The 25,007-nt window shown below is 65.9% G+C and carries 27 protein-coding genes; 16 read left to right on the top strand and 11 right to left on the bottom strand.

The window, feature by feature from the left end; genetic code table 11:
* The gene (locus J1M81_RS19470; RefSeq protein ID WP_027494833.1) at positions 1–741 is read right to left on the bottom strand and encodes a 1-acyl-sn-glycerol-3-phosphate acyltransferase; all 741 of its coding nucleotides are present in this window, start codon (positions 739–741) and stop codon (positions 1–3) included.
* Between the two features lie 100 nt (positions 742–841).
* Between J1M81_RS19470 and J1M81_RS19465 the strand changes: the two genes are divergently transcribed.
* On the top strand, positions 842–1,729 hold the full coding sequence (locus J1M81_RS19465; RefSeq protein ID WP_206498634.1) for a hypothetical protein: 888 nt from the start codon (positions 842–844) through the stop codon (positions 1,727–1,729).
* 7 nt (positions 1,730–1,736) lie between these two features.
* On the opposite strand, the gene serS is transcribed toward J1M81_RS19465, so the two are convergent.
* A complete protein-coding gene (gene serS, locus J1M81_RS19460; RefSeq protein WP_032371704.1) occupies positions 1,737–2,990 on the bottom strand; it encodes a serine--tRNA ligase in 1,254 nt (417 codons plus the stop codon).
* Positions 2,991–3,001: 11 nt separating this feature from the next.
* Entirely contained in the window at positions 3,002–3,394 is a 393-nt protein-coding gene (locus J1M81_RS19455) for an ankyrin repeat domain-containing protein (RefSeq protein ID WP_206498633.1), read from the bottom strand.
* Between the two features lie 34 nt (positions 3,395–3,428).
* On the opposite strand from J1M81_RS19455, the gene J1M81_RS19450 reads away from it, so the two are divergent.
* The 4 genes from J1M81_RS19450 to J1M81_RS19435 all read left to right on the top strand — a co-directional run bounded on the left by J1M81_RS19450 (position 3,429) and on the right by J1M81_RS19435 (position 7,322).
* Positions 3,429–4,511: a septum formation family protein gene (locus tag J1M81_RS19450; RefSeq protein ID WP_027494837.1), complete on the top strand. Its 1,083-nt coding sequence runs from the start codon at positions 3,429–3,431 to the stop codon at positions 4,509–4,511.
* 13 nt (positions 4,512–4,524) lie between these two features.
* Positions 4,525–6,078, top strand: coding sequence for an LCP family protein (locus J1M81_RS19445; protein WP_206498632.1), 1,554 nt, complete (start codon positions 4,525–4,527; stop codon positions 6,076–6,078).
* A 31-nt stretch (positions 6,079–6,109) separates the two neighbouring features.
* Entirely contained in the window at positions 6,110–6,655 is a 546-nt protein-coding gene (locus J1M81_RS19440) for a ferritin (protein WP_032371710.1), read from the top strand.
* A gap of 112 nt (positions 6,656–6,767) precedes the next feature.
* Positions 6,768–7,322, top strand: coding sequence for a ferritin (locus J1M81_RS19435; RefSeq protein ID WP_027494851.1), 555 nt, complete (start codon positions 6,768–6,770; stop codon positions 7,320–7,322).
* A 157-nt stretch (positions 7,323–7,479) separates the two neighbouring features.
* Here the strand turns inward: J1M81_RS19435 and J1M81_RS19430 are convergent, their stop codons facing one another.
* The 4 genes from J1M81_RS19430 to J1M81_RS19415 are packed head-to-tail and all read right to left on the bottom strand — an operon-like array spanning position 7,480 to position 10,644.
* Positions 7,480–8,391: a DUF5926 family protein gene (locus J1M81_RS19430; RefSeq protein WP_206498631.1), complete on the bottom strand. Its 912-nt coding sequence runs from the start codon at positions 8,389–8,391 to the stop codon at positions 7,480–7,482.
* A 10-nt stretch (positions 8,392–8,401) separates the two neighbouring features.
* Positions 8,402–9,175: a glycerophosphodiester phosphodiesterase gene (locus tag J1M81_RS19425; RefSeq protein WP_032388116.1), complete on the bottom strand. Its 774-nt coding sequence runs from the start codon at positions 9,173–9,175 to the stop codon at positions 8,402–8,404.
* Positions 9,172–10,293, bottom strand: a complete 1,122-nt coding sequence (locus J1M81_RS19420; protein ID WP_206498630.1) for a DUF4328 domain-containing protein — start codon at positions 10,291–10,293, stop codon at positions 9,172–9,174. Before J1M81_RS19420 ends, J1M81_RS19425 begins: the two co-directional genes overlap by 4 nt.
* Positions 10,294–10,644 (bottom strand): rhodanese-like domain-containing protein, encoded by a 351-nt coding sequence (locus tag J1M81_RS19415; protein WP_027494854.1) that lies wholly within the window; start codon positions 10,642–10,644, stop codon positions 10,294–10,296. It abuts the gene before it with no gap.
* A gap of 278 nt (positions 10,645–10,922) precedes the next feature.
* Between J1M81_RS19415 and J1M81_RS19410 the strand changes: the two genes are divergently transcribed.
* A complete protein-coding gene (locus J1M81_RS19410) occupies positions 10,923–11,867 on the top strand; it encodes an LLM class F420-dependent oxidoreductase (protein ID WP_206498629.1) in 945 nt (314 codons plus the stop codon).
* Between the two features lie 129 nt (positions 11,868–11,996).
* Here J1M81_RS19410 and J1M81_RS19405 read toward each other — a convergent pair whose 3' ends face one another.
* Positions 11,997–13,136 (bottom strand): acyltransferase, encoded by a 1,140-nt coding sequence (locus tag J1M81_RS19405; RefSeq protein ID WP_032381964.1) that lies wholly within the window; start codon positions 13,134–13,136, stop codon positions 11,997–11,999.
* 259 nt (positions 13,137–13,395) lie between these two features.
* On the opposite strand from J1M81_RS19405, the gene J1M81_RS19400 reads away from it, so the two are divergent.
* The gene (locus J1M81_RS19400) at positions 13,396–14,019 is read left to right on the top strand and encodes a superoxide dismutase (protein ID WP_019667073.1); all 624 of its coding nucleotides are present in this window, start codon (positions 13,396–13,398) and stop codon (positions 14,017–14,019) included.
* Between the two features lie 79 nt (positions 14,020–14,098).
* Here the strand turns inward: J1M81_RS19400 and J1M81_RS19395 are convergent, their stop codons facing one another.
* Positions 14,099–15,049 (bottom strand): sucrase ferredoxin, encoded by a 951-nt coding sequence (locus J1M81_RS19395; protein ID WP_206498628.1) that lies wholly within the window; start codon positions 15,047–15,049, stop codon positions 14,099–14,101.
* Between the two features lies 1 nt (position 15,050).
* Entirely contained in the window at positions 15,051–15,998 is a 948-nt protein-coding gene (locus J1M81_RS26690) for an ABC transporter substrate-binding protein (RefSeq protein WP_206498627.1), read from the bottom strand.
* A gap of 157 nt (positions 15,999–16,155) precedes the next feature.
* Here J1M81_RS26690 and J1M81_RS19385 point away from each other — a divergent pair, with 157 nt between their 5' ends.
* The 5 genes from J1M81_RS19385 (at position 16,156) to J1M81_RS19365 (ending at position 20,705) form a co-directional block, all read left to right on the top strand.
* A complete protein-coding gene (locus J1M81_RS19385; protein WP_027494858.1) occupies positions 16,156–16,683 on the top strand; it encodes a hypothetical protein in 528 nt (175 codons plus the stop codon).
* A gap of 206 nt (positions 16,684–16,889) precedes the next feature.
* Positions 16,890–17,597 carry a TMEM165/GDT1 family protein gene (locus J1M81_RS19380; protein ID WP_032388118.1) on the top strand — a complete coding sequence of 236 codons (708 nt, stop codon included), beginning with the start codon at positions 16,890–16,892 and terminating at the stop codon, positions 17,595–17,597.
* A gap of 312 nt (positions 17,598–17,909) precedes the next feature.
* Complete coding sequence (locus tag J1M81_RS19375; protein ID WP_371827933.1) at positions 17,910–18,812, top strand: sensor histidine kinase; 903 nt, start codon at positions 17,910–17,912, stop codon at positions 18,810–18,812.
* The gene (locus tag J1M81_RS19370; protein WP_045841519.1) at positions 18,809–19,825 is read left to right on the top strand and encodes a hypothetical protein; all 1,017 of its coding nucleotides are present in this window, start codon (positions 18,809–18,811) and stop codon (positions 19,823–19,825) included. The genes J1M81_RS19375 and J1M81_RS19370 overlap by 4 nt, the downstream gene beginning before the upstream one ends.
* A gap of 112 nt (positions 19,826–19,937) precedes the next feature.
* On the top strand, positions 19,938–20,705 hold the full coding sequence (locus J1M81_RS19365; RefSeq protein ID WP_027494862.1) for an SDR family NAD(P)-dependent oxidoreductase: 768 nt from the start codon (positions 19,938–19,940) through the stop codon (positions 20,703–20,705).
* Positions 20,706–20,745: 40 nt separating this feature from the next.
* On the opposite strand, the gene J1M81_RS19360 is transcribed toward J1M81_RS19365, so the two are convergent.
* Positions 20,746–22,368, bottom strand: a complete 1,623-nt coding sequence (locus J1M81_RS19360; RefSeq protein ID WP_206498626.1) for a TM0106 family RecB-like putative nuclease — start codon at positions 22,366–22,368, stop codon at positions 20,746–20,748.
* Between the two features lie 129 nt (positions 22,369–22,497).
* Between J1M81_RS19360 and J1M81_RS19355 the strand changes: the two genes are divergently transcribed.
* The 4 genes from J1M81_RS19355 to J1M81_RS19340 are packed head-to-tail and all read left to right on the top strand — an operon-like array spanning position 22,498 to position 25,007.
* Entirely contained in the window at positions 22,498–23,148 is a 651-nt protein-coding gene (locus J1M81_RS19355; protein WP_027494864.1) for a DUF6474 family protein, read from the top strand.
* 16 nt (positions 23,149–23,164) lie between these two features.
* Positions 23,165–23,698, top strand: a complete 534-nt coding sequence (locus tag J1M81_RS19350; RefSeq protein WP_032401098.1) for a hypothetical protein — start codon at positions 23,165–23,167, stop codon at positions 23,696–23,698.
* 50 nt (positions 23,699–23,748) lie between these two features.
* Positions 23,749–24,411, top strand: coding sequence for a YcnI family protein (locus J1M81_RS19345; RefSeq protein ID WP_032401097.1), 663 nt, complete (start codon positions 23,749–23,751; stop codon positions 24,409–24,411).
* Positions 24,408–25,007, top strand: coding sequence for a copper resistance protein CopC (locus J1M81_RS19340; protein WP_371828121.1), 600 nt, complete (start codon positions 24,408–24,410; stop codon positions 25,005–25,007). Before J1M81_RS19345 ends, J1M81_RS19340 begins: the two co-directional genes overlap by 4 nt.

The following is a 25,007-nucleotide window of genomic DNA, read 5'->3' as shown; positions in this document are numbered from 1 at the left end:
CTACTCGACGCGCTTGGCTGCGCGCGCCGCCAGATCCTGGGCGTCGAGCTTGTCGGCTTCCTCCAGGGTCGGGGCACTGCCACCGAGTCGGGCCGGAACCCAGTACGCGCCGGGCTCGTGGTGGTAGCCCTCCTGAAGCTCGAGCAGCATCTTCTGCATGACCGACCGCAGCTTGTCGGTCAGTTCGTTCGGCGGCCCGACCGGCGCAATCGGTTCACCGACGGCAATGGAGATCGGAGTGTTGGTGCGGCCCAATCGCTTCGGGTAGCCCTTGGTCCACACTCGCTGCGCACCCCAGATGACCGTCGGGATGATGGGGACGCCGGCCTCGATGGCCATCCGCGCTGCACCGGACTTGAATTCCTTGATCTCGAAGCTCCGGCTGATGGTGGCCTCGGGGTAGACGCCCACCAGTTCGCCGTTGCGCAGACTCTGCACGGCCGACTTGTAGGACTCCGCACCTGCCCCACGATCTACGGGGATGTGCTTGAGCGCGCGCATGATGGGTCCGGAGATCTTGTTGTCGAAGACTTCCTTCTTGGCCATGAAGCGGATGTAGCGCTTCACTCGCCGCGGCGGCAACCCGGCGTAGGTGAAGTCCATGTATCCGGTGTGGTTGACGGCGATGACCGCTCCACCGGTAGCAGGGATGTGGTCCTCGCCCTCGACCTCGAACTTCAGGCCCTCGAACGCGAACACTGTGCGAGCGATGCCGATGACTGATCGGTAGACGGGTTCCACAGTCGGTTAGCGTAGTCGGTGGACGGGGTCGGAGAAAGGTCCGGCCAGGAGCGCGGTCGGGTCGTGCGCAGTTCGAGAAGCTACGGGGGAGAGAATTCACGTGAAGAACAGAGCGGCTTCACCGCGGCGCAGCCGAGTCTGCCGAACCGCGCTGCCGCTGATAGCGATGATTGCGCTGGTCGGTGCCTGCGATTCCGCGGTCGGGATCCCATCCGATCAGGACGCAGCCCCGTCCAGCAGCAGTGCCGAGTCCACCGCCGAGTCCGCGAATGCCGCCGAGCCGAGCACCCCAGAGCCCTCGGCCACCACCCCGGCACCGCCGCCCATCCCACCGGGTCCGCCCGTCGGCGAAGCCCCCGGAAATCCTGCGGCCGCCGCGGCGCTACGGCCGTTCGTCAACGATCTCACCGGCGGCGGAATAGGTGTCGTCACCGCGAGGTGCTGGACTGTGCCGCCGACCGACATTCCGACGATGTACTTCGACACCGGCGCCATCCTCGCAGCGGTGGCGGCTCCCGCGGTCGACGGTCAGTACGCGGTGACGTGGACCGGACCCGCGGCAACGGTCGCCATCAAGCGCAGCGAGATCGCGTCGGGCTACGCCTGCCCTACCGTCTATCCCGCCGGCATGACGCCGGTGTTCGACGCGACGGACGCGGTCTACACCGTCGATCGCTATCTGGGACGCATCGCCGGTATCCCCGTCAATCGGGGCGACGTCGAAGAGAGCTACCCGCTGGTGTGCGACAGCCGCGGCACGTGGGATCCGAACGGCACCGGGTCTCCTACTTCCCCACCTCTGGCCGAGAACCCGGCAATTCTGCCGAGCATCACCTCGTTCGATCCCGACAGTGTGTTCGTGACGGCTCAGAACGGCGTCTACACGCAGGTCAATGCGGACATCATCGACGCCTCGGGGGTGTACCAGAATCGCACGTTCCTGCTGGCGATCGGCGGCGAGGGCTACTGCATCGGCGACATCGCCTGATCCTGAATTACTTCAGGACATCGGTCCCGACGAAAGGCACGAGGGCCTCGGGAACTCGGACGGTGCCGTCGGCCTGCTGGTGGTTTTCGAGGATCGCCACGATCCACCGCGTGGTGGCGAGGGTGCCGTTCAGGGTGGCGGCGGTCTGAGGCTTGCCGTTCTCGTCGCGGTATCGCACGCCGAGGCGTCGGGCCTGGAAGGTCGTGCAGTTCGAGGTCGAGGTGAGCTCGCGGTATGCCTTCTGCGTGGGGACCCAAGCTTCGCAGTCGAACTTGCGAGCGGCCGAGGACCCGAGGTCTCCGCCTGCGGTGTCGATGACGCGGTAGGGCAATTCGACTGCGGCGAGCATTTCCTTCTCGTACTGCAGCAGCTTCCGATGCTCGGCCGCCGCGTCCTCGGGCTTGATGTACGAGAACATCTCGATCTTGTCGAACTGATGGACGCGGATGATGCCGCGGGTGTCCTTGCCGTAGCTGCCCGCTTCACGACGGAAGCACGACGACCAACCGGCGTAGCGCTTGGGGCCGTCGGCGAGGTCGATGATCTCGCCCGAGTGGTAGCCCGCGAGAGCAACTTCGGAGGTTCCGACGAGATACAGGTCGTCGGCTTCGAGGCGGTAGATCTCGTCTGCGTGTGCGCCGAGGAAGCCGGTTCCCGACATGATCTCCGGCCGCACGAGAACCGGCGGGATCATCATGGTGAACCCGTTCTTGACGGCCTTCTGCGCGGCGAGCTGAAGCAGCCCCTGCTGCAGCAACGCGCCGTAGCCGGTCATGAAGTAGAAGCGTGAGCCCGACACCTTGGCTCCGCGTTCCATGTCGATCAGGTTCAGCGACTCGCCGAGTTCCAGGTGGTCCTTGGGCTCGAAGTCGAACTCGGGGACGTCGCCGACGGTCTCGAGCAGCACGAAGTCGTCCTCGCCGCCCGCGGGCGTTCCCTCCTCGACGATGTTGGAGATCGCCCGGTGTGCCGTGTCGAGAGCTGCGTCGGCCTCGGCCTCGGCTGCCTGTGCCGCCTTGACCTTCGCGGCCAGCTCCGATGCCCCGGCCAGCAGCGCGGGACGGTCCTCGGCCGAAGCCTTGCCGACCTTCTTGCCCAGCGCCTTCTGCTCGGCACGCAACTGATCCCCGGCCAACACAGCGGCGCGGCGGGAGGCGTCGGCGTCCAGAAGAGCGTCGACGAGAGCGGGGTCCTCGCCTCGGGTGCGCTGCGAGGCGCGCACTGCGTCGGGGTTCTCGCGAAGCAATTTCAGGTCGATCACGAGAGCAAACCTTACTTGCCGAGCAAGCCCAGGTAGTCCTCGCGTCCGAACATCGTGGCTGCGTCGATCGCCGAGGGGTGGCCGCCGTGTGGGTCGGCTCCGCCGTCGACGAGCAGCCGCACCACCTCGTCCTCGCCTTTGAACACAGCGCCCGCGAGTGGGCTCTGACCCTTGTCGTTGGCCTTGTTCACATCGGCACCGCGTTCGACCAGCACCCGTACCGCATCGGTGTGACCGTGATAGGCGGCCAACATGAGCAGGGTGTCCCCCGACTCGTTGTGCAGATTCACCCGAACTCCGGCGTCGACGTAACTCGCCAGACCGACGGCGTCACCGGTACGTGCCATTGCGAACAGTCGACCGGCCAGCTCACTGAGGTCGTCGTCACCCGTTGGGTCGCTCATGTCGACCGAACATACTCGGGCATGATGGAGGGCGATGTCCGCTACAGAACCAGACCCCACGACGAGCGAGAGTCGGAGAACTCTCTCGGCCACCACTGCTCGACGCGGCCTCGCCATGGTGGCCGTCGGTGCAGTCCTGGCCGCGGGGGCAACAGTGTTCCTGTCCGGCGGATTCTCGACTCCCGAGAAGATCACCACGCATTCGACGGCCAGTGGCCCCGCCACCGCAGGTCCGGTGTCCGCGAAGTCCTTCGGTGCCGCCGACCCGGGCGTATGTCTGCAGTGGACGCCCACCGACGATCCCGAAACCGATCGTCAGGACCTCAGCGAAGTGCCGTGCGCCGACGCCCACCGCTTCGAGGTGGCCCGCGACATCGACATGAGCGTCTACCCCGGCATCGAATTCGGCCCCGGCGCGCCGTACCCGGGAGCGCTGCGCTTCGGCGAACTGCGCGACGAGCACTGCACCGCCGCCGTCGACGGCTACGTCGGTGCCAAGTTCGACCCGAACGGCCGCTACGGCGTCGGCCTGATGTTCCCCAGCCAGGCCGGATGGGCCAAGGGCGAGCGCACGCTGCGGTGCGGTGTGCAGATGCCGTCGAACACCGGTGCGCTGCTCGAGATGACCGGCTCGATCCTCGACCAGGACCAGTCCAAGGTGTGGCCGACGGGCACGTGCATCGGAATCAACCAGAACGTGCCTGCCGACCCGGTGGACTGCTCGACTCCCCACGCGTTCGAGGTGGCCTCGGTGATCAACCTCACGCAGCAGTTCCCCGGCGGGCACCCGTCGGAAGGCGACCAGGACGCGTACCTGGAGAAGACCTGCACCGACGCCGTCAACGGATACCTCGGCTCGGAGAACGCGCTGCGGGACAAGACGTTGACGTTGTTCTGGGACACGATCGACGTCTCGAGCTGGCTCGCCGGTAGCCGTCAGGTGACCTGCTCGGTGGGCAAGGAACTCGACTCCGGTGGATTCGCAACCATCGTTGGCAGCGCGAAGGGCGACATCCTCATCAACGGTGCCGCACCAGTGCCGCCGCCCGCAGCCCCCGACGGCCGCGCCCTCCCGACTCCGCTGCCCGGTGCCGCTCCGATCACCACCGGAGGCTGACATCCCCACCCATATGACCCGCGTCGACTTCGAGGAAGCGGTGTCCGACGCTCTCGACACACTGCCGCGAGAACTCACCGACTTCATGAACAACGTCGTCGTCCTCGTCGAGGAGGAACACCCCACCGAGGACATCCTCGGGTTGTACGAGGGAATCGCGTTGACCGAACGCTACGAATACAGCGGCCACTTGCCCGACGTCATCACGATCTACCGCAAACCGATCCTCGACATGGTCGACGACGAACACGAGGCTCGACGCGAAATCGCCATCACCGTCGCGCACGAAATCGGCCATCACTTCGGCATCGACGACGAACGCCTGCATCAACTGGGATTCGGCCTGTCTCTTGGTGCCCCTGTCCCACCGCAACAGGCGTGGTCGCAGGCACCCGAACCCGGCCCTGCCGGTTCCGTTCCGCCGAACTCGACGCGCCAGTACTCCCGCGCTGCCGAGGACGAGGCCGGGCGCACCGGGTACGCACCGCGCCAACAACCGGAACCGTACGTCGACGAGCGCAGGCAGCCACCGGCTTCTCCGCAGCGCGCCTTACGACGACCGGAACCAGCTCGGCCACAACGCGATTCACGTCCCCCCAAGGTTGCGAAGCCGCGCAAGCGTCGGCGCTGGGGCCGTCGCTTCCTGATCGTTCTCCTCGTCCTCGTTCTGGGCATCGGCGGCATCGTCTACTACGTCGACAGTTCGCTCACGCGAGTCGACGCCCTGACCTCGTACCCCGGCAGGATCGGCGACACCCCGGGCACCAATTGGCTTCTCGTGGGATCGGATTCACGAGCCGGCCTGACGCCGGAGCAGGAAGCATCTCTCGCGACCGGCGGCGAAGTGGGCCCCAGCCGCACCGACACCATCATCATGATCCACATCCCCGAGGGCGGCGGGGCGACGACGATGGTCAGCCTGCCCCGCGATTCGTACGTGCCGATTCCGGGTAACGGCGAGGACAAGCTGAACGCGGCGTTCGCATTCGGCGGGCCGTCCCTATTGGTGCAGACGGTCGAGGGTGCGACGGGTGTACACATCGATCACTACGCCGAGATCGGCTTCGGTGGTTTCGCCGGAATCGTCGACGCCGTCGGTGGAGTCAACGTGTGTGTGCAGAACGCGATCGACGATCCGTTGGCGGGCATCAACATTCCCGCGGGCTGTCAGGATCTCGACGGTTCCGAGGCACTCGGCTTCGTGCGATCCCGCGCGACCGCATTGGCCGACCTCGACCGGATGAACAACCAGCGGGCCTTCATGTCCGCTCTGCTCGACAAGGCAACCAGCGCTTCCACTTTCCTCAATCCTTTGAAACTGTGGCCGTTGGTGTCCGATACCGCGTCGTCGTTGAGTGTCGACGACGGAGACCACATCTGGAACCTGGCCGGGTTGGCCTGGGCGATGCGCGGTGGGCCGGTGACGACGACAGTGCCGGTCGGCGGCTTCCAGGACTCCGATGTCGGCAACGTCCTCGTGTGGGACGACACCAGGGCACCGGCATTCTTCGACGCCATCGCTCAGGATCGGGAAATTCCGGCAGATCTGCTGACCGGCGGCCCCTGACGGGGGGCGTGCGGCCGGTACGTTGTGGATCATGACATTGCCGTCGCATGAGCCCACCACCTCGTTTCACGATCTACTGCGCGCCCAGGTTCGGTACGAGTTCACCGCCTCGCAGCAGTACGTCGCCATCGCGATCTGGTTCGACCGCAACGATCTTCCGCAGTTGGCGCACCGCTTCTACGCCCAGTCGGCCGAAGAGCGTCGGCACGCCATGATGATGATTCGGTTCCTCATCGACAACCGACTCGAGGTGGACGCGTCGGGCATCGACGACGTGGTGACCGCGTTCGATTCGGTCGCCGAACCGGTGGAGTTGGCGTTGGCGCAGGAGGTGGCGGTCACCGATCGGGTCACCGCGCTCGCACAGGCGGCCAGAGCCGAGGGCGATTACATCGGGGAGCAATTCATGCACTGGTTCCTCACCGAACAGGTCGAGGAAGTAGCCGCGATGCAGAGCCTGCTCAACATCGTGCGGCGAGCAGGTTCGGATCTGTTCGACATCGAGCAGTACGTGGCACGCGAGCTCGGCTCGGTGACCCGCGCCACCAATGCACCCAAAGAGGCCGGAAGCGCGTAACTTACGCCCTGCTCAGAGGGGACATTTAGGATTCACTGTATTAGGCTACGTTCGCCTCAATAAGGCTCGACTTGGATGACAATGCCCTCTGACCAGGCATATTGTTCTCACCATGAGCGCAGACATCAAAGAAACGAACCACACCAAGTTCCACGCACTTCTTCGCGACCAAATCCGCAACGAGTTCAACGCCTCGCAGCAGTACATCGCCACCGCCGTCTACTTCGCCAATGTCGACCTGCCGCAGCTGGCCAAGCACTTCTACGCGCAGTCGGTCGAAGAGCGTAACCACGCGATGATGATCGTCCAGTACTTCCTCGATCGCGACATCACCGTCGAACTGACCGGTGTCGACGCCTCGAAGTCCGTGTTCACGGACCCGCGTGAGGCCATCGCCCTCGCACTGGCACAGGAAGAGACGGTCACCGAGCAGATCATCGCTCTGGCGAGCACCGCCCGCGAAGAGGGCGACTACCTCGGCGAGCAGTTCATGCAGTGGTTCCTCAAGGAGCAGGTCGAGGAAGTTGCCAGCATGAAGACCTTGCTCAACATCGCAGACCGCGCCGGCCACAACCTGTTCGACCTCGAGCAGTTCGTTGCCCGCGAGATGAACACCAGCGTCGTCGCCGATGCAGGCGCACCCACCGTCGCCGGCGGATCGCTGTAATTTCGCTTCACGCGACACGCATCGACGAGTAACGCGAGAGATCTCGCGCTCATACGGGTGGTCGTCGGACAAGCAGCCCCTTGTCCGACGGCCACCCGACGTGCGTTTCGGTGCACCGACTTTCGGGCCGCCGCACCTCTCGGTTGGGCTCGACTGCTCAGCGCAGGGTGACCTGACGGCCACGAAGGCCGTCCCGCGAACGCAGCTGCGCTCCCGTGAGCGGGGCGTCGACGGCAAGAGCCTCGTTCAGCTTCTCCCCGAACTCCTTTGTCGGAGCAGCCCATTCGGTGGGATGCATCTCCGGATCGAGATCGAACACCGGCACCAGCAACCCGTGCGTACGGAACGAGCCTGCGTACCGCGAGCCCTCACCGAGATTCAGGTCTCCGGCAGCGTGCAACCGTGCGAGGGCGAGCATGACGTCGTCCTCGCTCTCCGGGCGAACCCACCGGATGTGCGCCTTGTCGCCGGCATCGACCCACCATGCTGCAACGACACCGTCGGCCTCGATCCGCGCCGAGGGCATGATCGCCTGATTCGCGCGCTCCACGGTTGCGGCCACATCGGCTGCGGGAGTGGCACTTTCCGGGATCCACCAATTGAAATCCTGATGCACGGTGATCTCGAGGAGTGCAGACGGGTCGAGGACATCGGTCAATGCGGGGGTATTCTCGTCCACCGTCGAGGCTTCGAGCGACTCACCTGCGGGAGCGGCGGCGACCCAGCCCAACGCGCTACTGATATCTGCGGCAACGTCTTTCGATTGCAACTGAACCTGCAGGCCGACGAATCCTTCTACAGTGCCCGCCTCTTCGCGTACCAGAGCGGCGACGGCTCCCGGCAATACCGTTGCCAGAGTGACGGTGCGGCCGCCGGAGATGATCGGCGCGGTGGCGGTGGCCGAAGGCACGAATTCGCGCAGCGCCACCAGGTCGCATTCTGCGGCCAGGCCCTCGAACGGCCGCGTCGTCCCCGACTCGAGGCTGGCGCGCTCGGCCTCACGCTGCGCGAGCTTGGCCGCCCGGTTGCTGTCCTGCTTCGGTCCGCTGTTTCTTTTGCTCTTACCCACGCCAGAAAACCTACACGTTCTTCGATTCCAGCCAGGCGCGCGTTCGTCCGGGATGGTTGGTCGCGATCCACCCGACACCGAGTTCGCGGCACAGGTCCACGTCCTCTTTCTCGTCGACCGTCCACACGTAACTGGCACGGCCCGACGCGGCTGCTCGATCGACGAGCGTCGGGTGCTCACGCAACGCCCGGATCGACGGACCGACCGCGGTGGCACCGACGGTCGTCGCTGCTCCGCCGCCCAGATAGTGCGAGCTGTCGCCGAGGAGGACCGTCGGAAGCATCGGTGCCGAGCGGCGCACTCGCCACACGGCCGAGGGCGCGAAAGACATGATGACCGCCCGCGAATGATCCGCCGAGGCAGGCGCTCCGATGCCGAAGTGGTGCAGCTCGGCCAGCACCGAGGCCTCGATCAGCGAGCCGAAGCGCACCGGATGCTTGGTTTCGATGAAGAGCTTGACCGGCTTGCTGGTCCAATCCAGAATCAGCGCGATCAGGTCGTGCAGCGTCAGAAGTTCGGCGGGTTCGTCAGCATCGCCGTAGTTCAACCGGGCGAGCTCGTCGAAGGTCATCTCGCTGACGATTCCGGTGCCGTTCGAGGTTCGGTCGACGCGGCGGTCGTGCACGCACACGATGCGGCCGTCCTTCGTGAGCCGGACGTCGCATTCGACGCCGTCCGCTCCCTCCCGCAACGCGAGATCGTAGGCGGCGAGCGTGTGTTCCTTCTTCGCCGCAGATGCACCTCGGTGCGCGACGACCAAAGGGCCGCGTCGGTCCGGGCTCACGAGACCGTCACCGCCCGGTTGTCCTTCTCGGCCCCGGAGTCCGTATGAGCTGCGTCGGCCGGCTCGGTCTCGGTCCGCTCGGTCTCGGTCTCGGCCTGCTCGGTCTCAGCCTGCTTGGTCTCGGACTGCGTGGTCTCGGACTGCGTGGTCTTTCGCTCGACGCTGGGTGCGATGACCCAGCGGGTGGGACGAGACAACGCCGAACCGCGCAGGGTGCGGCCCTCGAGTCGGCGCATGACGGCCAGCGTCAGCACCGCGGAAACTGCAGCCACGAGCGCCACGACGGCGGCGAGCAGAACGCCGTCGGCGCGGGCTTGCAGTGTGTTGCGCAGACTCCACAGCACCTGCACGACGACCAGCGCGTTGCTCGTCGCCCAGACGGCCCACCAGATCCGGATCAAGGTGAGCTCGCGGTACACGTCGCCGTCGGCTTCGGCTCGGAGGCGGACGATCTCCGTCAGGTACACCCCGGGCATGACGATCCGAACCAGAGGCAGCATCGAGAGCAGCAGCATCCATCGCACCGACCGCGGCTCGGTCGCCCCGACCGATGCGTAGGCCAGCCGGCGTTGCCGAACCAGCCAGCAGGACGTCGTGATCAGCGCGAGCAGACCGACGATGAGCGCGCCGACCTGTGCGAAATAGACCAGCGCATCGGAAATTGCCAGCGTGATCGGCGACAGCAGTCGGGTGCGGTTGTACAGCAGAATTCCGTAGCGAAACAGCTCGGCGAACGCCGCCAGCCCGAGCAGCAGCGCCGTGATCCAGACGAACGTCTGCGCGTTGGCTGCGTACTGCTCGACGCGCCCGGCGGGCGTGTGTGCTGCGGGGTCGCGTGGGGTGTCGCGCAGCCCCCACGTGGGCGTCGAGTCGTACCGCGGAGTGGGGGTCGGTGCCGCGACCCGGGCGGGACCGACGGCTTTTCCCTTCGACGACGCGGGCCGCGCAACCCAACGGAAATTGCGGCGGCCCTGTGCCGGTGCCCGAGCGGACACCGGCGAGAGCAGCACGCCGTGGCAGCGGGGGCACCACGTACCCGGCCGTGCGCCGACCGCCCAGCGAGTGCTGCAGCGGGCGCAGACCTGGAACGCCTGTGCGCGCCCCTGCGGTGCCGACATCTAGATGATTCTCGCTTCGTCCGAATCGTCGTCGCGCTGGATCGGCCTACCGGCGGCATGCCAGTCGAGCATCCCGCCCTCGACGTTGATGGCCTCGTAGCCCACGCGATTGAGGTACTCGACGACCCGAGCCGAGCGCCCGCCGGCTTTGCAGACGACGTAGATCTCGGATTGGTTGTCGATTTCGCCTGCTCTGGACGGAATGTCGCCCATCGGGATGTGCACGGCACCGGGTGCATGTCCGGCCTGCCACTCGTCGTCTTCTCGGACGTCGAGCAGCACTGCCGCTTCCGGGAACGGCACCGGAAGGCGGTCTACGGTGACGGCGGGCGACTGCTCGGGGTGAGACACCTCTCGATCTTGTCACGGGTGCGATCGCGACTGCCACTCGTGCCCGCCTGACGATGGACGGCCCCAGCTATGACGTACGTCACTTTGCCTCACGAAAGTTATCCACAATATCCACAGGTTGATGCACAGAATCGGGGCCCGTGCCGGTTTCTATCCACAGGTCACGGCCTCACAACTGATTGCCGGTGTATCGAGTACCAACGAAGGCTGTGGATCGATCGTGATTTGACACAGCTGTTGTCTGCGGTCGTTTATCCAAGCTGATTACCCTGGCAAACATGACTTCTCACTCCTCGGTCGAGCTACGCGTCTTCACCGAACCGCAACAGGGCGCCACCTACGACGACCTCCTCCGGGTCGCCACAGCCGCGGAGGAATTCGGCTACGGTGCCTTCTTCCGATCCGACCATTACCTCGCAATGAGCGGCGACGGGTTGCCCGGCCCCACCGACGCGTGGATCACCCTGGCCGGCCTGGCCCGTGAGACGTCGACCATCCGGCTCGGCACGCTCGTCACCTCCGCCACATTCCGCTACCCCGGCCCACTCGCCATCAGCGTCGCGCAGGTCGACGCCATGAGCGGTGGCCGCGTCGACCTGGGGTTGGGTGCCGGCTGGTTCGAGGACGAGCACAAGGCGTACGGCCTGCCGTTCCCGGCGCTCGGTGAACGCTTCGACCGACTGGAAGAGTCCCTCGCCGTCATCACCGGGCTGTGGGAAACACCGACCGGCGAGACGTTCTCGCACGCGGGAACCCACTACCCCGTCACCGATTCCACCGCCCTCCCCAAACCGGTCCAATCGCCGCGTCCACCCATCCTCATCGGCGGTGGAGGCAAGAAGCGCACCCCGGCCCTGGCCGCGAAATACGCGGACGAATTCAACATCCCCTTCGCCTCGCTGGCCGACACCGAAACGCAGTTCGGACGCGTCCGCGCCGCCTGCACTGCCGCCGACCGTGACCCCGATTCCCTCGTCTACTCCAACGCACTCGTCCTGTGCTGCGGCCGCACCGAAGAGGAAATCGCCCGACGCGCGGCCGCCATCGGCCGCGACGTCTCCGAACTCCGCGAGAACGGGGCCGCGGGAAGTCCCGCCGAACTGGTCGACAAAATCGGCCGCTTCGGGGCCATCGGCGCGACTCGCGTGTACCTGCAGACCCTCGACCTCACCGATCTCGATCACCTCGAACTGGTCGCCTCCGAGGTCATCCCGCAGCTCTGATCTCCCCCGCCTCCCATCCGCCCCAGTCCACTCAACGTGACATTGACCCCCGAAAAGGCCACCAAATGTCACATTGACTACCCAGCGGGGATGCCTACCCAGCGGGGCTCACTACCCAGCGGGCTGGGGTCAAGCGGCAGATCGGGTGCGTAGTTGTCGGTATCGCGTGCTGATGTGTCGTGCTGCGGGCAGTTCGATCCAGCGGTAGATGATTTCGGCGAGTGCGGCGGTGCCGGTCAGGAAGGCCAGGACGGCGGCGGTGGGTCCGAAGTGCGGTTCCACGGCTGCGTAGATGCGGTAGAGCACGAGTGTGTGGATCAGGTAGATGGCGTAGCTGCGGGTGCCGATCCAGCCGATGATGGGCCAGCGGGTGATGGGTCCGTCGTATCGGGCCAGGATCAGCACGGTGCCGGTGACGACGAGCAGTGACCACAGGTAGGTCTCGCCCATCCAGAAGGTGTGGACGTCGATGGCGAGGCGGATCACTTCGATTTGTGCGACGACGCCGATGACGATCCAGCGCCAGGTGACGAGTTTCGCCCAGCCGAGGTAGAAGATCTGGCCGAGGAACAGGGTGGGCAGTACTCCGGCGACTTTGGTGAGGAACGGGATGGTGTACGGCTGGGGCAGGTAGAGGTTCCAGAGGATCACCAGTGTGCAGAGTGCGGCTCCGATGAGGGGCACGGTGATCGGGCTTGCGCGTAGTGCCGAGCGCATTGCGACGCAGTAGAGGTAGAACACGATCTGTACGACGAGTGTCCAGGTGACGCCCAGTACGGCGACCTCGGGTCGGAGGAAGAAGCCGCCGAGGAAGAAGCTGAGTACGGCCTCTCCGTTGCTGATTCCGGGTTGTCCGCTGAACATGCCGTTGACGCCGAGTTTGACGAGTACGACGGCCAGGGCGATGGCGAACCAGAGGGCGGGCACGAGTCGGGCGAGCCGCGCGACCATGAAGTCCCGACGCGATTGCCGCATAGCTGATCGGGTGATGAGCAGCCCGGTGAGCAGCATGAACATGCTCACGCCCACGAAGGAGAGGTGGAGGTTGAGGCCTACGTCGTCGATGAGGACGAGGTTGACGATGTCGAGCATCCACCAGTCGCCGCCGACGTCGTCGAGTAGGTAGAACGAGATGTGCGAGTAGAGGACGGCGCAGACGGCGATGACGCGCAGAAGATCGGCACCGTTCATTTGGACGCGGGGCGCGGTCACGGCCGGTGCGGCGGCGGACTCGTCGACCGAATTTCGGTTCGGACGGTCCCCTTTCACACCCTCGAGTTTAGGTTCCGTTCATGGTGTGGACCAATTCGGCGCTGTTACGCAACTATTTCGTGACAATCGCAGGTTTTCGCAGCCCAGGAATTCGACTGTCTTGTTCACGTGGATTTATTCCGAGAAAAGCATCTCGGTTACAACGGTTGCACAAGGGGTAGGAATGAGATTGGGTTGAACCCTACGAAAGATCCGCAGTAGGACGAACGTGCCCGCATCACGCGATGGGCACGGCGTCGTTAGAGAAGGGAACCACGTGTCCGAGTACACCTTGCCCGACCTTGATTTCGATTACTCCGCCCTCGAGCCGCACATCTCGGGCGAGATCAACGAGCTCCACCACTCCAAGCATCACGCCACCTACGTCGCCGGTGCCAACACCGCGCTCGAGAAGCTGGCTGCAGCCCGCGAGGCCGAGGATCACGGCAGCATCTTCCTGCTGGAGAAGAACCTCGCATTCCACCTCGGTGGCCACGTCAACCACTCCATCTGGTGGAAGAACCTCTCGCCCAACGGTGGCGACAAGCCCGAAGGCGAACTCGGTGCCGCGATCGACGACCAGTTCGGTTCGTTCGACAAGTTCCGCGCACAGTTCACCGCTGCTGCCAACGGCCTGCAGGGCTCCGGCTGGGCAGTGCTCGGCTACGACTCGCTGGGCAAGAAGCTCCTCACCTTCCAGCTCTACGATCAGCAGGCCAACGTGCCGCTGGGCATCATTCCGCTGCTGCAGGTCGACATGTGGGAGCACGCCTTCTACCTGCAGTACAAGAACGTCAAGGCCGATTACGTGAAGGCGTTCTGGAACGTCGTCAACTGGGCCGACGTCCAGGCTCGTTTCGAGGCCGCCACGTCGAAGACCCCGGGCCTGATCTTCCCGTAGGTTTCGAGATTGCCGCATGACGCGCAATCGCAGACAGGGCCACCGCGTTCGACGCGGTGGCCCTGTCGCATTTCGAAGGTCACGCCCTCCCGGCGGCGGGCACCGACCCGATGGTCGTGACGCCGTGGTCCGGTCTCGCGACGTCCTCGGAACGGCAGGTCGTTCGGCGCGGGGGCTCGGGATCGGGTGTCACGTGTACCTGCACGGTTCCCGACGTCGTCACCACCACAACATCCGACGCGACAACATCCGACGCGACAACATCCGACGCGGCATCGGATGACGTGACATCGGACGGGTGGACGTCGTCGATTCCGGTGAGCCCGTATTCGGTTCGTACTGCGTGTTCGGCGATCTGGGCGACGGTGTCGTCGGTGCAGCGGCCTCGGTAGTGGCGCAGCGTGAGGTGCCCGCGGTCGTGGTCGTCCACGACGGCCTGCGCGTTGGTCGGTTCGAGGTTGCCGTAGTAGCTGCCGTCGGGCAGGGCCACCATGCCCGCTGCGTATCGATCGCCGCCCAGGTGCGTCGATTCCCATACCCGCCCGCTGGGTCCGGCGAGGGCCGCCGCCACCGGCCGACCGAGCACCGCGCAGCACGGATCCTTCTTTCCGTGCGTGCAGACGAGGTAGAGCCGCTGGTCGACGCGAGTCCCGATACCAGGTGGGGTGCCCGCCGCAGCGGCTTCGATCGGTAGTTCGAGAATCTGCTCGACGGTGTCGACCGTGTATCTCTCCAGCCACGGGCCGCGGCGACCCGAGTGCGCAAGAAACACCTGTCGCGTCTCGGTGGGTTCACGCCTGCCGTGCGTTTCTCGCACCAGTTGCGGGCGTACCCCGACGGCCTTGCAGCGACGCGAGAGTTCGGTGCCGATTCCACCCAGCGGACCGTCCGGCCCCCACGGTTCGCGCCCCCACGGGCCTCGGTGCTCGATCAACACCCAGCCGTGTGCCCGTGCAGCTGTCCCGCGCAGCGATTCGTCGTTCTCGCGCGCCACTGCAGCGCAGCCGACCCAGCGTTCGGATGCCGGCACGTCAGCCCCCGATTTCGGTCGCGGTCTCGACCAGGGCCTGGGCGGTCAGCACGTTGCCGAAGAGAAAATCCTTGGACGGCAGCTCGGTCACCCGAGCTCCGAGACCGGTGAAGAGCGGGTTCTGTCGCAGTTGCGCCACGGCGTCCTCCGTCCCGGCATCGGTGAGCAGAAGGATGTCGTCGGCCGCCAGCACGTCGATCAGTTCCGGGCTGACGTCGACCGTCTGCACCGCGTCGGATCCGCGATCCTGCTGTGCGGGCGCGCGGTAGCCCAGATCGGCCAGGACGGCGTAAGGAAACGATCCGTCCTGCGTCATGTACCGCAACGAGTCGGTGCGCACTCGCGCGACGGTCAACGTGCTGTTTTCCCGAGGTGAGCGTGACTCGGATTCGTCGACCGCCTGTCGATAGTCCGCCAGCAAACCGTCGGCGATCTCCTGCCGATCGAAGATTCCCGCCAGCTGCTGCAAGGTGTTCTGCCACGAGGCCGGGGTGTATTCCACGACGACGGTCGGCGCGATCGGGGCGACCCGGTCGTACAGCGCTCGGTTGTCCTCACCCGTCGTTCGCATGACGATCAGGTCCGGTGCGGCAGCCGTCAGAGCCTCGATGTCAACGTCGGCGTCGACGGATCCGATGTCGATCGGTTCGGTGGTGAGCCGATCCCGGACGACGGGTGCGTAGTCACCGGTGAGCGGCGGCTTCACCGCCGCGACGGGCTGGATGCCCAACGCGACGACGGCTTCCAACGTGCGGTCGCCGTCGAGCACGGCCACGCGCTGTGGATCGACGGGAACACTCGTCTCACCGAATGCATGCTGCGCGGTGCGGACCTCGCCGCCGGTCTCGCCCGGGGTCGATGCTTCCCGACTGCATGCGGCGACACTCAGCAGTAGCGCCATGGACAGCAACGAGACGACGGTTCGCCGGGCGGATCCTCTGTTTTTCACCGCAGCAGCGTATCGGCTGCCGAGCCGCAGTGGGCCGGCTACGTTTTCGGCTGGCACTCTCCCCATCTTGTGTGCCAGCCGTTTTCGGGTCATTCTTCTCCTTACCCAACGTCGTGTACCCGGCTTCTGCCTCGTACCTGTCTGGGAGGGATGCGCAATGGACGATCGAGATCTCATCGGTGTCTCGCCTTTTCACGCCGCCGGTCTACTGCGCGGGTTCGTGATCTCCGGTCGTTGGCCGGACACCACCAAGGAGTGGGCTCAATTCCTGGCGCTGGCCGTCCGGGTCGCGTCGATGCCGGGTCTGTTGGCGACGTCGACGGTGTTCGGGGTGCGGGAGGAGCTGCCCGAGGATCCGGAGCCGGGGACGGTCGGCCTGGTGTTGGCCGAGGGACCGGTGATCGGCGATTTCGCGTTGGCTCCCGGACGGTTCTCGGACCATCAGCCGGCCGCATTGCTGATGCTGCACCCACCGTCGGAGACGACGCCTTCTCTGCCGGAGTGTGCAGGCGCGGCCTCGGGTTGCGTTCTGCTGCCCGGTCTTCCGCATCTGGGCCTCGATCACCGGGCCGCGTGGGTGGAGGCAGAATCCGACGGCACCGTGACGTCGATGATCAGTCGGGTCGGCCTCGATCCGATCAGCGATCCCGACACCGCAGTTTTGGCGATGCTCCTCGCATCCTGACCGCTCCCCGTACACGATTTTTCGGGTCCCCAAACTTATTGGCGCATTGGACAATTGGAGAAACGGCACTTAAAGTCGTCTGCAGCGAAGGGGAGTAGCCCCCAATCAACGTGTCGACATACTGGTCGTTTTCCACGACCCGGCACCTGAACCGGTACTTCCGGTGGGCGAGACCTTCGGTCCGTTCGACGACCGAGGAGTCTGCTGTGCTGTCCGCTCTACTGTTGAGTTTCGCTGTCATTTTCGTGGCCGAGCTGGGTGACAAATCCCAGCTGATGGCCATGACGTTTGCCTTGCGCTACAAGTGGTACGTCGTCATCGGCGGCATCACGGTGGCCACGACCGTCGTGCATCTGGTCTCGGTCGCCGTCGGCCATTTCCTCGGTGTGTCCATCCCCACCGAAGCCATCTCGATCGTCGGCGGGCTCGCGTTCGTCGTGTTCGGTCTGTGGACCCTGCGCGGAGATTCGCTGTCCGACGACGAGGGTGCCAAGGCGTCGCGAGTCACCAAGTCGGCCTTCCTGGCCATCGCGTCCGCGTTCTTCCTCGCCGAACTGGGCGACAAGACGATGCTGGCCACCGTCACTCTGGCCGCCGACAACGATTGGGTCGGAGTGTGGATCGGCTCGACGGTGGGCATGGTCGCCGCCGACGCCCTCGCTATCGTGCTGGGTGCCGTTCTCGGAAAGCACTTGCCGGAACGGATGATTCAGTACGGTGCGGCCATTCTGTTCTTCGTCTTCGGCGCGGTCCTGTTCTTCGAGGGCCTGATGCCGGGTACGTCGGCTCCGTACGTGGCGGCCGCAGTCGTGGTGGCGATCTCGGCCCTCGTCGTCGCCGCTGCGTTCGTCCGACGCTCCCGCAGCGACGCACCGCAGGAAGTGGAGAAGCGCAGCACCACCGAAGACGTCTGACCTTGGTTTACACTCCTCGCGGAGGGGTGAATGAACGACAACCTGCAGGCGACGGGTAGCGACGCGGCACACCGTTCGACCGATCGGCTCATCAGGATCTTCGGCCGGTTCGTCGGTACCGGCTACGCGGCATATCTACTGCTGCTCGTTCCCGACATCGCACGCAGCAGCGTCACCGTCCCCGGGTGGTGGACCCCGGCCGCCGTGATCGTCGTGTTCGGTACCGGTCTCGCGTTCGGAGCCTTCACCTTTCACCCGAGCATCAGGGTCAGCCAGGTTGCGGGTTCGATCGCAGCGTTGGCATTCCCGGTCATGGCCCTGCTGTGGTGGGTGGCCTGGGACGGGACCACCTTCGATCGGAGCGGAATGTTCCTGTCCGCATTCCCCGGCCTGGCCTCACTCGCGGCCGCGACCGTGTGGCGACCCATCCCGGCATTCGTGCACACGGCCGTCTCGGTGGTGATCGTGCAACTGATCAATCAAGCTGTGCGAGAGCCGTTTCCTCGCAGCAACATCATCGCCGAAATATTCTTCGGGCTGATGTTCTGCACGGTGTTCGTCGCGGCGACTCTGGCCGCACTGCGTACCGGTCGCATTCTCGACGCCACCATCAGCGCCACCCACGGCGATGCCGCACGGGCGGCTGCGGCGAATGCACGCGAAGTCGAACGGGAACGGTTCGACGCCCTCATCCACGACGAGGTCATGTCGTCACTGCTGGCGGTCGCTCGCCAGGGCCGCACTGCCAGCCTGGCCCGTCAAGCACGTTCGGCATTGGCCCATCTGGACGGACTACACACCGACACTGCGACACACGATTTCACCGTCGACGACACGATCGCTCTGATGCGGGCCTCCGCATCGACGGTCGACGAGTCGATCGATTTCAGGGTCCGCGAGGACCCCGCCGATTCCTCGGCGAACTACCCTGCCGATGCGGTCCGGTCGATCGCGGGCGCACTAGCAGAAGCACTGCGCAACAGCGTCGTTCACGCTCAGGCGTCGACCAGATCGGTGACGGTCGAGCTGGCCCCGTCGGCACTGCGCGTCATCGTGCGAGACAACGGTATCGGCTTCGATCGACGCTCGGTGCCTCCGCACCGACTCGGCGTCGCCGTCAGCATCGAGGGGCGGATGCGTCAGCTCGACGGTGGTTCGGCCGAGATCGACACCTCCCGCCGCGGAACCACTGTGCGATTGAGCTGGGCGCGATGAACGGCGAGGATGTTCGCGACCTGCTGTCGATGAAGTCGGGGGCCGCGTACGCCGTCGCTGGCTTCTACATCCTCGCGTGCGCCGTGTGTGCGTCGGCGACGCTGAAGGGTATGTCCGCGGTGTGGCCGCCGTTCGTCTCGGTGCTGGTGTTCTCGGCCGCGGTCATCCTGCTGCTCAGAGCGCCGGGGGATCCACTGAGCCCACGGTCCACGGCGCTGCTCACGGTGTCCGGGCCGGTGGCCGCGTCGTTCGTCTTCGCCGTGGTGCCGGTGCCGCTGACCGGCAGTCTGCAGTCCTGGCCTCTGGGTATGTCCGTCGTGATCTACACGTTCATGTGTGTCCGTGGCCGCACGCCGGCCGCGTGGTTCGGACTCGCGCTCACGATGTCTGTCGTCGTCGGTTGGGCAGCCTGGACGGGTCAAGGCGCACTGTTCGGGTTGTCGTTCAGCGCCATCAATATTGCTCCGTTGTTGATGGCGACGTTCTTCGCCTTCACCATCCGACCCCTCGGTGCAGCGATCTTCGAGCTCCGTGAACAATCCACCATCCGCATCGCCGCCCAGGCCGCCGCTGCGGCGGTACTCGAAGAACGTGACGCACGCCTGGCCAGTCTCGATACGCTCGCCCGCCCGCTCCTGCAGCGCATCGCGGACGGCCCCGATCTCACCGACGAGGAAGTCCTGGCGTGCCGACTCCTCGAAGCCGAGCTCCGCGACACCCTGCGGGCTCGCGGGCTCGTACTGCCCGAGTTGGCCAGAGCGGCACGCTCGGCTCGCGCCCGTGGCGTCGAGGTCACGATGCTCGACGACCGAAGCCCCACGGCACTGAGCGAGAAGGTCCGCAACGACATCGCGGCGGGGGCGTCGAGCAGTCTGGACGGTGCCGTGACGGGATCGGTGACGGTTCGCTTGCTGCCTCCGGGCCGACCGGCCGCGGCGACGATCCTGCTCGACGACCTCGGTGACGGCGCTCAGCGAGTCGAGTACGACGACTCCGGCCGCATTCTGCCCTGATCGGCGGGTGCCTGGGAGTGGGGTGAGGTCCCCCGCCGGTTATGGTGCAGAACACAGCGTGGTCGCTGCCTGTGCCGCGACCCGACACCGCTAACGAAGGGGATCGTACGACGTGGAGATTTCAGGAACAGCAGCACTCGTCACCGGTGGCGCGTCGGGCCTCGGAGCAGCAACCGCAGCACGTCTGGCAGGCGCGGGCGTCACGGTGTTCGGTCTCGATCTGCCGCAGTCCATCGAGCGCGCCGGAGACAGTGTCCCGGACGGCGTGACCCTCATTCCCGCCGACGTCACCAGTGAGGCCGAGGTCGAGGCGGCGCTGGACACCATCGTCGAGTCCGGTGTGCCGCTGCGCATCGTCGTCAACTGTGCAGGCGTGGGCTGGGCGGGTCGCATCCTGTCCAAGAAGGGACCGCACGATCTCGAGCTGTTCCGCACGGTCATCACCATCAACCTGCTCGGCACGTTCAACGTGATGCGGCTGGCCGCCAACCGCATTCAGTCGCAGTCCACCGTCGACGACGCCGGCCAGCGCGGCGTTGTCATCAACACCGCATCGGTCGCCGCATTCGAGGGTCAGATCGGCCAGATCGCCTACACCGCCTCCAAGGGCGGCGTGCACGCGATGACCATCACCGCGGCCCGTGACCTGGCCCAGGTCGGCATTCGCGTGAACACCATCGCCCCCGGCATCGTCGACACCCCGATGCTCGCCGGTGTCACCGAGGAATACCGTCAGGGACTCGAGGCGTCCGTGCCCTTCCCGTCGCGTCTCGCACAGCCCAGCGAGTACGCCCAGCTGGTGCAGATGATCGCCGAGCACGACTACCTCAACGGCGAAACGATCCGCATGGACGGCGCGATCCGGATGGCACCGCGCTAGAAGTCCTTTCGCGTGTGGCCCCGACTTCTCGGGCGCGGGGTCACACGCGAGCGCGCAGGTCCGCCACGGTCGGGATCTCGTCCTGGGCGCGGTCGGACATCCACTCGCGCAACACTTTGGTGGCGAGCACATCGTCCTCGTTGTAGACGAGTAGCCGTTCTCGCTGGGTGTGATCGGGATCGGCGTCGTATCCGACGGCCTCGCGGTACCAGCCCATCGACGCCTCGCCGCCGGCTTCCTCGTCGCGCCAGGAGAATCCGGCCACCGGGGCAATCTTCTTCAGCCCCTTGCCGTTCGGGCAGATGAACTGGTCGCTGACGGCCTGATAGATATCCACCCACTGCTCGCTGTCGATGAATTCGCGTATCTGCGCCTCGGTGGGCACTCCGGGGACGTCGGCGAAGCGTCGGGCCGAGTCGAGTAGCCATTTGTCCTCGGCTTGTCTCGAATAGCAATACGCTGCAAAGGTTTTGCCGCGAGCCGCGGCATCGGCCCGCGTGTCCATCAACCAGTTCCAGAACACCGCGAACGAGCGTCCCTCGTCGACGGTGGGCAGCGGATCCCACGTGACGAAGCCGCGATACTCCGGCGGCGGTCCGCCTGCCTCGGTGAGGAGCGTGCCCCACAGGTACGCGCCGTGCTCCTGATAGCTCTCCATGTCGACGTCCACCTCCACGTCGGCGCGGTGGACCGTCACGGTCTCCGATCGACGCAGAAGCGGCACGTCGGCGCGCCAGGCCAGCGCCGCGGACACCGCGTCGTCGAAGTTGCCGAAGGGCCACTCCTCGGGAGCCGGACCGGTCCATTGCGCCAGTTCGTCGATCGTCCGCACTCCAGCGCTGCGCAGCACGTCCGCTCGAGATCCCGATGCGACGAGTGAGACGTCGCGGGCCGCCACCAACTGCGGCTTGCAGTCGAACCACCAAGCACACGAACGGCATTCGCTGATCTGCGAGGGAACGGTCACCGCGTCACCGCTCGCGACAGCAAGCCGGTCCGCGAAGCGAATGTCGTATTCGTCGAGCGCGGCAGTCAGGTCGTGTACCAACACGCACTCTCCGCGATAACCCACTGCGCCCCCGACCGGGGTAGCCGTGGCCAAGCCCTCGTGGGCGAGCATGCGGTACAGGTGCGCGAGGCGGAGCTGATCGCGCAGCTGGCTGCGCACCTTGCGGGTCTCGTCGACGGCCGGAGCCCAGTGCGTGAGCGGTGTGGTGCGCGCACCGCGCCCGGGGTCGGTCACCTTGTGATTGACGACGATCACCGGAATGTAGCCGCCCGACGCGTCACGCACGAGAAGCTCGCTGCGTCCGCGGCGGCCGGTATCGCGTTCGAGTGGCAGAACTGCATTCCAGATACGTTCGACGCCTGCGCGGCAGGCCGCGATGGTCGCATCGGCCGCGGCACGGGCCGTGGGCTCGTCGATCTCGGTCCACTGCATGGGGTCGGCCGCTGCCAACTGCGCGCGAATGTTCTCGCGATGCGCCTGGGCCGCCTCTCGGCGTTGCCGCACCCCGGGATTTTCGGGTTCACCGCGCAGTAGCGCCCCGTAGGCGGTGTCGAGATAGAGCCGGTGCCGACATCGCGTCAACGATCCGGCGTCGAGCAGCACAGGTGCGTGCGACGCTGCCGCATCTCGTTGACCGTTCACACCGCTAGACATTAGGTGAGCCCTCCGACAGCCGAAGAAGAACAGCTGCCTATCAGGCGGGAGTGGAGCCTGCGGAATGACCCATTAGGCTGTGTGGAACGCACCGTTACCGCCTAGCAGCACATGTCAGGAGCCTTGTCGATGGGTCTGTTCCGTAAGCGCAAAGGTCGTGCCACTCGCAAGGCGGAGGCGAAGGCCCTCAAGCACAAGGCCACTCTCGAGGCGAAGCTCGGCGCGAAGAACGAGCGCAAGCAGCTGAAGTCGATCGCCAAGGCGCAGCGCAAGCTCAGCGCGGTGGAGGCGAAGTCGCAGAAAAATGTCGAGAAGGCGCAGGTCTCGGCGTTGCGGGCGCAGCAGAAGGCGGCTGCGGCCGGCACGCTGAACGTGGCTCAGATTCGTAAGTATCTCGGTATTGCTCGGCTTCTGCTGCCGGTGCTGGCTCCGATCGCCTACCGCGCTGCCACCGTCGTTCGCGGGCAGCTCGACAACCGCAAGGCGCAGCAGCTGGGTGTCGCACCCGATCAGCTGAGCGAGTACTCGGGCCACGGCGGCAAGCTCAGCGCCCGGATCGCCGGCGCCGAGAAGTCGCTGAGCACCATCGGCTCGCGTCATTCGGATCCGGAGACCAAGAGTTTCGGTGCCGCGATCAGCGAGCGTCTCGACGATCTGACCACCGCTGTGCGCGCCGCCGAGCAGATGCCGCCGGCACGCCGCAAGACTGCCCACGCCGCCATTTCCGCTGAGCTCGACGGCATCGAAGCGGACGTGCTCGCTCGCCTCGGCGTGCGCTGATCTCACCGACCATCCGATGACCGACGGCTCTGCTGCACCGCTTCGCGGCGGAGCTGTCGGTACGGTCACCGCCGCGCTGGCGGTGGCTGCGCACGGAATGGCGGGCGGCGGCTATCTCAGCGGATCGGGATTGGCTCTGCTGATCGTGGTCAGCCTCGGCGTGGGTGCCATGACTGCCGTTCCGCGTCGCTCGACCGTTCTGTTGCCCGCCCTGATGGGTGGCCAACTCCTCGCTCATACCGCACTGAGCCTGAGCGACATGGCCGGCATGTCGGGCTCGTCACACAGCCATTCGCTGCTGCCCAGCGTCGCGATGATCGGCTTTCACGCGGCCGCGTCGCTGGTCGCCGCGCTGTTGATCGCCGCAGCCGAACGTCTCTACGGCCCGATCACATCGATCGTTCGTGCCGTTCTCGCGCTCCTCACTCCCCTGCCCGACGGTTCTGCTGTCGGTCGCGTCCGGTTCTCCGTCGCGATGCCGTCGGCGCACGGTATTGCCCTGGACTGGGCCATTTCTCGTCGTGGGCCCCCGATGTCGGTCAGCTCGTAACTCTGATCCGACATCCCCTTTCACCTTCGTACAGAAATGACCCAACAATCATGAAGAGTTCCATTTCGCGTGCCTTGTTCGTATCCGGTGCCACCGTCGGCGCACTGCTGATCGGCGCAGGCGCAGCCTCCGCCCATGTGGTCGTCTCCGCGCCCGACGCCGCGCAGGGCGGCTACTCGGTCCTGACGTTCCGCGTCCCCACCGAGTCCGATACCGCATCGACCAACTCGGTCAAGGTCACCTTGCCCGGCCTCAATTCTGCTCGCACCCAGCCCATTCCGGGGTGGACGTCCACCGTCGAGAAGGACTCTGCCGATCTCGCCGTGTCGGTGACGTGGACGGCGAATCCCGGTGCCGAGGTCGGTCCGGGCCAGTTCCAGCAGTTCCTGCTCTCGGCGGGGCCACTGCCCGAGCAGGAGACCGTGTCGTTCCCGGCCACCCAGACCTACACCGACGGTGAGGTCGTGCAGTGGAACGAGCCGATGACCGAGGACGGCAGCGAGCCCGAATTGCCCGCTCCCACACTGACCCTCGCAGCATCGAGCGGTGACGCGCACGGCGGAGCCCACGCCGAGACGACGGACGCAGCCGAGCAGACGTCCACGTCCTCCTCGGACACCACCGCCCGTTGGATTGCCGGTGCCGGGCTCGTTCTCGGTGCCGTCGGTGCCGGCCTCGGAATCGGTGCAACCGTACGGAGCCGACGCTCGTGAGGGCGCTGACCGTGTCCGCCAAAGCGGTGGTCGTATCGGCGGTGGCCTTGCTGGCACTGCTGGTCGCGGCTCCGATGGCCTCGGCACATTCGCAGGTCACCGGGTACAGCCCGGCCGACGGCTCCTCGCTCGACGCATCTCCGGCGACGGCATCGGTGACTTTCAACGAGGTGCCGCAGTCGCAGTTCGCCACGCTCAACGTCGTCGGCCCCGACGGCAACATCTGGTCGAAGGGCGATGCTCGCATCGAGGGCCAGAGCGTGGTCGTCGATGTCGGTGATCTGGGCCCTGCCGGCGAGTACACCCTCGCCTACCGGATCACCTCGGCCGACGGTCATCCGGTGAGCGGCACGGCCACGTTCACGCTGACGCAGGAAGGGTCCGGAACACCCGGGGCACCGGCCGATGCGTCGGGTACCTCGGAAGAGTCCGAGGACGGGTTCCTCGGCGGCTACGGTCCCATCGTGCTGGTCGTGGTTGCGGTCCTCGCCTTCGGCGGAGCATTGGCATTCGCACTGCGTAAGCCAAAAGACCAGCGCAAGCCGAAAGACCAGCGCAAGCCAGAAGACCAGCGTAAGCCGAAGAGCGAGAAGTAG

This window comes from Rhodococcus sp. KRD175, assembly GCF_017168275.1.
GTDB lineage: Bacteria > Actinomycetota > Actinomycetes > Mycobacteriales > Mycobacteriaceae > Rhodococcoides > Rhodococcoides fascians.
Note: the sequence above shows the minus strand (reverse complement) of the source record. Positions and strands in the feature narration are given on the sequence as shown.

Bases quoted from the DNA above. Each gene is read 5' to 3' on its own strand.
- J1M81_RS19455 (WP_206498633.1), bottom strand. From the start codon at position 3,394: ATGAGCGACCCAACGGGTGACGACGACCTCAGTGAGCTGGCCGGTCGA.
- J1M81_RS19450 (WP_027494837.1), top strand. From the start codon at position 3,429: ATGTCCGCTACAGAACCAGACCCCACGACGAGCGAGAGTCGGAGAACT.
- J1M81_RS19445 (WP_206498632.1), top strand. From the start codon at position 4,525: ATGACCCGCGTCGACTTCGAGGAAGCGGTGTCCGACGCTCTCGACACA.
- J1M81_RS19440 (WP_032371710.1), top strand. From the start codon at position 6,110: ATGACATTGCCGTCGCATGAGCCCACCACCTCGTTTCACGATCTACTG.
- J1M81_RS19435 (WP_027494851.1), top strand. From the start codon at position 6,768: ATGAGCGCAGACATCAAAGAAACGAACCACACCAAGTTCCACGCACTT.
- J1M81_RS19420 (WP_206498630.1), bottom strand. From the start codon at position 10,293: ATGTCGGCACCGCAGGGGCGCGCACAGGCGTTCCAGGTCTGCGCCCGC.
- J1M81_RS19410 (WP_206498629.1), top strand. From the start codon at position 10,923: ATGACTTCTCACTCCTCGGTCGAGCTACGCGTCTTCACCGAACCGCAA.
- J1M81_RS19385 (WP_027494858.1), top strand. From the start codon at position 16,156: ATGGACGATCGAGATCTCATCGGTGTCTCGCCTTTTCACGCCGCCGGT.
- J1M81_RS19375 (WP_371827933.1), top strand. From the start codon at position 17,910: ATGGCCCTGCTGTGGTGGGTGGCCTGGGACGGGACCACCTTCGATCGG.
- J1M81_RS19370 (WP_045841519.1), top strand. From the start codon at position 18,809: ATGAACGGCGAGGATGTTCGCGACCTGCTGTCGATGAAGTCGGGGGCC.
- J1M81_RS19360 (WP_206498626.1), bottom strand. From the start codon at position 22,368: ATGTCTAGCGGTGTGAACGGTCAACGAGATGCGGCAGCGTCGCACGCA.
- J1M81_RS19355 (WP_027494864.1), top strand. From the start codon at position 22,498: ATGGGTCTGTTCCGTAAGCGCAAAGGTCGTGCCACTCGCAAGGCGGAG.
- J1M81_RS19350 (WP_032401098.1), top strand. From the start codon at position 23,165: ATGACCGACGGCTCTGCTGCACCGCTTCGCGGCGGAGCTGTCGGTACG.
- J1M81_RS19345 (WP_032401097.1), top strand. From the start codon at position 23,749: ATGAAGAGTTCCATTTCGCGTGCCTTGTTCGTATCCGGTGCCACCGTC.